Raw genomic sequence first — 5,451 nt, 5'->3', positions numbered from 1 at the left:
GCGGACGATCGGGCGCAGGCCCGGCAGATGGGCGGCCGCGATGCCGAGCACCACGGCGGCGGTCAGTCGCGGGACGGCGGGCACGGCGGCGTGCACCGCCCAGGCGGCGGCCGTGCCGAGGCAGGCGAGGAGCAGGCCGGGGCCGGTGCGGTGGAGCAGCGGCGGTGCGGTGGGCCCGGCCGTGGTGCGCAGGGTGAGGGCCATCGGGCTCACCTCCCGCCGGTGGCCGGGCCGGGCCCGGCGGGCAGGTGGTAGGTGCGGCGGATGCTGGTGGTGAGCCGGGAGATGTCGGCGCCGTAGACGTGGATGGACAGCGCGGTGCCGGGGCCGGGGTTGCGGACGAGGTGGATGTCGCCGGGCGGGGCGAAGGCGGCGACCGAGCCCTGCGGGCTGACGGCGGCCTCGGTGAACTCCAGCCGCGCGGTCGGGCCGTCGGGGACGAGCCGGTAGCGCAGTTCGCTCTCCTGGCCGCGGTGGACGCCGGCCACGCACCAGGCCACGTGGTCGTGGATCGGGGTCTGCTGGCCGGGCAGCCAGACCAGGGCGACGACGGAGAAGGAGCCGTCGGCCTCCGCGTGCACCAGGTGCTGCCGGTAGCGGGCGGGGTCGCCGAGGCGCTGCTCGGGGGTGAGGAGGTCGTCGGGGCCGAGGTGCGGGGCGAGGCGGTCGGCGACCAGCCGGGCGGTGGTGTCGGGGTCGAGGCCGCGTCCGACGGCGGCGCGGATGTCGGCGATCAGCTGCTGCATCCGCGGGGTGGCCGGGGTGGTGGCGGCGAGCCGGCCGGTGGCGTCGGCAAGGGGGGCGGCGGCCTGGACGGGGACGGCAGTGGGAGCGGTGCGGGCGGTGGCGGGGGCGGCCGTGCCGGCCGGGGTGGCGGCGGGGACGGCGGCGGTTTTCGCGGCGGTGGCCATGGCAGCAGGGTCGGCGCGACGACCCATCACGTCCAACGACAGTCCGTAGGGGGTTGACCAACTCCCGCTTATGGGTCGGCGGCCCCGGGCGGATCGGTCAGCAGCCGTCCCGGGCGGCGGCCGCGCGGCGGAGTTCGTCCAGCACCAGCGCGGTGGCCGGCATCCGCAGGTGCTCGCGCAGGGCGTAGGCGAGCACCCGGCGGCGGTGGTGCGGCTCGACCAGGCGGCCGGTGACCTTGGCGTGGCACAGGAAGGACAGCACCAGGGCGGGCATCAGCGCGATCCCCACGCCCGCGGCGACGAGGCTCTGCACGGCGAGGTTGTCGTCGGTGGTGAAGACGATGTCCGGGGTCCAGCCCTGCTCCGCGCAGATCTGCAGCAGGTTGGCGCGACAGCGCGGGCAGCCGGCGATCCAGCGCTCCTCCGCGAGGTCGGCGAGCCGGACGGCGCTCCGGCGGGCCAGCGGGTGGCCGACCGGCAGCAGCACGGTGAGCTGGTCCTCCAGCAGCGGCGTCTCGACCACCTCGGGCGGGACCTCCACCGGCAGGCCCGGGTACTGGAAGGCCAGCGCGATGTCGCACTCGCCGCGCAGCAGCCGCTCCACGGAGTCGGGCGGCTCGGCCTCCAGCAGCTCCACCCGGATGCCGGGGTGGTCGGCGAGCAGCCGGGCCATCGTCTCCGGAATGAGGGTCGCGTTGGCGCTCGGGAAGGCGCACACCCTGACCTTCCCGGCGCGCAGCCGGGCGAGTGCGCCGAGCTGCTGCTGGGCGGAGGCGAGACTGTCGAGGATCGTCTCCGCGTGCCGGGCCAGCGCCTCGCCCGCCTCGGTGAGCCGGAGGCCGCGGCCCGCCCGGGTGAACAGCGGCACGCCGACGGAGCGCTCCAGCGCCTTCATCTGCTGGGTGATCGCCGGCTGGGTGTAGCCCAGCGTGCGGGCCGCCGCCGAGTACGAACCGGAGACGACCACCTGGTGGAAGGTCCTGATGTGCCGTGAATCGAACACCAACGAATCATAAGCGGAGGTTGGGTCCCCGGACGACGCACCGTCAGCTCACGGTCACCGTACGCGCCGAGAGACACACCCAGGTGCCCCCACGCGCCCCTGAATCGACCACCCGAGCGCCCTTTGAAGACAGCTCCTAGCCCTGGGCGTCCGGGGGTAGGCCGGTCACGGCTTCGGCCGGGGCGACCGGCGCCCCGCCGCGGGTCTTCGGGCTGCGGCGGCCGTGCCGTTCGACGGTGCGGGCGAGCCAGGACAGCAGGAGGCAGAGGCCGATGTAGACCGGGGCGACGACCATCACCACCGGGATGAACGGCAGGCCGTAGTCGAGGTTGGTGGCGATCAGCTTGCCCGCGTGCAGGAACTCCTCGTAGGTGATCAGGAAGCCGAGCGAGGTGTCCTTCAGCGCCACCACCAGCTGGCTGATGATGCTGGGCAGCATCGCCCGGTTCGCCTGCGGCACCAGGACGTACGCCATCACCTGGGTCTTGCGCATGCCGAGCGCGTACCCGGCCTCCCGTTGGCCGACGGGTACGGCGAGCACGCCGGCGCGCAGCACTTCGGCCAGCACCGAGCCGTTGTAGAGGACGAGTCCGGCGACCAGTGCCTGGAGCGGGTCGGCCTTCAGCGCCACGAAGATGAAGAAGATCATCACCAGCAGAGGCATCGCCCGGAAGAACTCGACCACCGCCCCGCTGATCCGCCGCACCGCGGTGTGCTCGGAGAGCCGCCCGGCCGCGAACAGCGCCGCGAACGGCAGTGCGAGCAGCACCGTCCAGCCGAAGGCCTTCAGGGTGTTGGCGAGCCCGCGCAGGAGGAGTTCCTGGATGCCGCGGTACTGGAAGGCCGTCCACTTCTCGGCGGTGAACTGGTGGGTGTCGAAGAGTTCGACGACCAGCCAGCCGAGCAGGGCCGCGAGGGCCAGGGCGGCGAGCAGGCCGTACAGCCGGTGCCGGGCGAGGGCCCGCGGGCCGGGGGCGTCGTAGAGCGCGGAGGCCTCGGTGCTCACCGGCTCACCGCCGCGCGCCGTTCCAGTACGCCGAACAGCGCGCTGATCGCCAGGGTGAGCAGCAGGTAGCCGGCTGCGATCCAGACGAAGGCCCAGATCACGCTGTAGCCGAGTTCGTTGACGGTGCGGTAGGTGCCGAGCAGTTCGACGACGCTGAACGAGCCGGCGATCGCGGTGTTCTTCGCCAGGGCGATCATCACGCTGCCGAGCGGGGCGACGACCGCCCGGTACGCCTGCGGCAGCACCACCAGGCCGAGCGTCTGGCCGAACGTCAGGCCCAGGCTGCGGGCCGCCTCCCCCTGCCCGGCCGGCACGGTGTTGATGCCGGAGCGGAACGCCTCGCAGACGAAGGCGGAGGTGTAGCAGCCGAGCGCCAGCACGGCGAAGGTGAAGAACGGCAGCACGATGCCGAACCGCGGCAGGCCGAGGACGACCACGAAGAAGAGCAGGGTCAGCGGGGTGTTGCGCAGCACCGTCACCCAGCCGGTGCCGAAGACCCGCAGGGGCCGCACCGGCGACACCCGGAAGGACGCGACCAGCACGCCGGCGGCGAGCGCCAGGGCGGCGCTGACCCCGGTGAGCGCCAGGGTGCCGAGGAAGCCGTGCCAGTAGGTCGACCAGTTGTCGATCAGCACTTTCATGCGGGCGTCCTCCGGGGGCAGTGGGGCGGTGGCGGCCGGCCGGTGGTGGTCGGCCGGTGGCGGGGCGGGCCGCCGGTCAGTAGCGGTCGATCGGGGGCGGGGAGGGGGCGGGCACGCCGGACAGGCCGAGGGTGGCGTCGTAGGCCTTGCGCCAGTCGCCGTTCCGTTCGTGCCGGGCGAGGGCGTCGTTGATCGCACCGCGCAGGACGGTGTCGCCCTTGGGCGTGCCGATCCCGTAGGGCTCCTCGGAGAAGGGCGCGCCGACCACCTTCATCTCGTCGGGCGCCTTGGCCGCGTATCCCTGGAGGATCGCGTTGTCCGTGGTGACGGCGGCGACCTGGGCGGAGATCAGGTTGTCCACGCAGGCCGAGTAGGTGTCGTAGGCGACGAGCTCGGCCTTCGGGTACTCCTCGGCGATCCGTTGGTAGGGGGTGGAGCCGGCCGCGGAGCACACCTTGCGCCCGGCCAGGTCCTCGGGGCCGTGGATGCTGTGGTCGCCGCGGCGCACCAGCAGGCTCTGCCCGGCGACGAAGTACGGGCCGGCGAAGCCGACCAGCTTCTTGCGCCGGTCGTTGATGGTGTAGGTACCGACGTAGTAGTCGACCTGGCCGTTCTGCAGGGCGGTCTCGCGGTTGGCGGAGGCGACGGTGCGGAACTCGACGTCCTCCGGGGCGAAGCCGAGGTCCGCGGCGACCATCCGGGCGATCTCGATGTCGAAGCCGGAGTAGGCGCCGGTGGCCGGGTCCTTCTGGCCGAGGTAGGGCTGGTCCTCCTTGGCGCCGACGACCAGGTGGCCACGGCGGCGGGCGGCGTCCAGGGTCGGCGAGCCCTGCACGTCGGAGGCGTCCCGGACGGGGTAGTGCGGCAGGGCGCCGGGCTGCGGGCCCTTGGGCGGCGGGGTGCCGGGCCTGCCGCAGGCAGCGGTGGTGGCGAGCGGGGCGAGGACGGCGAGCAGGACGGCGGCGGCCGTGCGGGCGGGTCGCTTCACTCGGCCGCCTCAGTGCTGGAGGATCTTGGCGAGGAAGTCCCGGGCCCGGGTGCTGCACGGGGCGGCGAAGAACTCCTCCGGCGGGCGGTCCTCCACGATGCGGCCGTCGGCCATGAAGACCACGCGGTCGGCGGAGGCGCGGGCGAAGCCCATCTCGTGGGTGACCACGACCATGGTCATCCCGTCCCGGGCGAGGCCGCGCATGACGTCCAGCACCTCGGTGATCGTCTCCGGGTCGAGGGCGGAGGTCGGCTCGTCGAAGAGCAGCGCCTTCGGGTCCATGGCGAGGGCGCGGGCGATGGCCACCCGCTGCTGCTGGCCGCCGGAGAGCTGCGCCGGGTAGCGGTCGGCGAGTGCGGCGAGGCCGACCCGGTCCAGCAGGTCGAGGCCGCGCCGCTCGGCGTCCGCGCGGGAGCGCCGGCGGACCTTGGTCTGCGCGAGGGTGACGTTGTCCAGCACCGTCCGGTGCGCGAAGAGGTTGAAGGACTGGAAGACCATGCCGACCTCGGCGCGCAGCGCGGCCAGCGCCCGGCCCTCCTGCGGCATCGGACGGCCGTCGATGCTGATCCGGCCGCTCTCCACGGTCTCCAGCCGGTTGATCGCCCGGCAGAGGGTGGACTTGCCGGAGCCGGAGGGGCCGATCACCACCACGACCTCGCCCCGGCCGACGACCAGGTCGATGTCCTGCAGCACGTGGAGCTCGCCGAAGTGCTTGTTCACCCCGGCGAGTTCGATCAGCGGCGGGCGGGCGGTGGTCACTTGGTGCGACGCCCCCTGAGCAGCCAGCCGGCCGCGCCGCCGACGAGCAGGGTGCCGAGCAGGGCGATCCACAGCGGTGCGGTCACCGTGAACACCCAGAACCGGATCTGCACGTCGTCGAGGTTGGCGAACAGGAACCAGAT

Annotated in this window: 7 protein-coding genes and 1 pseudogene; all 8 read right to left on the bottom strand. The window is 73.5% G+C overall.

Annotated features, from left to right (window positions below; translation table 11 throughout):
* Nucleotides 1-204 (bottom strand): annotated as a pseudogene (locus tag ABZ641_RS24595) (putative sulfate exporter family transporter); the annotation flags it as partial.
* Between the two features lie 5 nt (nucleotides 205-209).
* Nucleotides 210-746 carry a cysteine dioxygenase family protein gene (locus tag ABZ641_RS24590; protein WP_344621889.1) on the bottom strand — a complete coding sequence of 179 codons (537 nt, stop codon included), beginning with the start codon at nucleotides 744-746 and terminating at the stop codon, nucleotides 210-212.
* A gap of 262 nt (nucleotides 747-1,008) precedes the next feature.
* Nucleotides 1,009-1,914 (bottom strand): LysR family transcriptional regulator, encoded by a 906-nt coding sequence (locus tag ABZ641_RS24585; protein ID WP_344621835.1) that lies wholly within the window; start codon nucleotides 1,912-1,914, stop codon nucleotides 1,009-1,011.
* Nucleotides 1,915-2,050: 136 nt separating this feature from the next.
* Entirely contained in the window at nucleotides 2,051-2,920 is an 870-nt protein-coding gene (locus ABZ641_RS24580) for an amino acid ABC transporter permease (protein ID WP_359984963.1), read from the bottom strand.
* Nucleotides 2,917-3,561 carry an amino acid ABC transporter permease gene (locus tag ABZ641_RS24575; RefSeq protein WP_359984960.1) on the bottom strand — a complete coding sequence of 215 codons (645 nt, stop codon included), beginning with the start codon at nucleotides 3,559-3,561 and terminating at the stop codon, nucleotides 2,917-2,919. The genes ABZ641_RS24580 and ABZ641_RS24575 overlap by 4 nt, the downstream gene beginning before the upstream one ends.
* A gap of 76 nt (nucleotides 3,562-3,637) precedes the next feature.
* The gene (locus tag ABZ641_RS24570; RefSeq protein ID WP_359984957.1) at nucleotides 3,638-4,549 is read right to left on the bottom strand and encodes a glutamate ABC transporter substrate-binding protein; all 912 of its coding nucleotides are present in this window, start codon (nucleotides 4,547-4,549) and stop codon (nucleotides 3,638-3,640) included.
* Between the two features lie 9 nt (nucleotides 4,550-4,558).
* Nucleotides 4,559-5,287, bottom strand: a complete 729-nt coding sequence (locus tag ABZ641_RS24565; protein ID WP_359984968.1) for an amino acid ABC transporter ATP-binding protein — start codon at nucleotides 5,285-5,287, stop codon at nucleotides 4,559-4,561.
* A gap of 17 nt (nucleotides 5,288-5,304) precedes the next feature.
* Entirely contained in the window at nucleotides 5,305-5,421 is a 117-nt protein-coding gene (locus ABZ641_RS24560; RefSeq protein WP_359984966.1) for a LapA family protein, read from the bottom strand.
* Nucleotides 5,422-5,451: the final 30 nt, after the last annotated feature.

The sequence above is a fragment of the Kitasatospora sp. NPDC007106 genome, assembly GCF_040634455.1.
In the GTDB taxonomy this organism is placed as follows: Bacteria; Actinomycetota; Actinomycetes; order Streptomycetales; family Streptomycetaceae; genus Kitasatospora; species Kitasatospora arboriphila.
The sequence above is the reverse complement of the archived record's forward strand: the minus strand, read 5'-3'. Positions and strand labels throughout refer to the sequence as shown.

Excerpts from the sequence above, each read along its gene's own strand:
- ABZ641_RS24575 (WP_359984960.1), bottom strand. The coding sequence starts at position 3,561 with ATGAAAGTGCTGATCGACAACTGGTCGACCTACTGGCACGGCTTCCTC.
- ABZ641_RS24590 (WP_344621889.1), bottom strand. The coding sequence starts at position 746 with ATGCAGCAGCTGATCGCCGACATCCGCGCCGCCGTCGGACGCGGCCTC.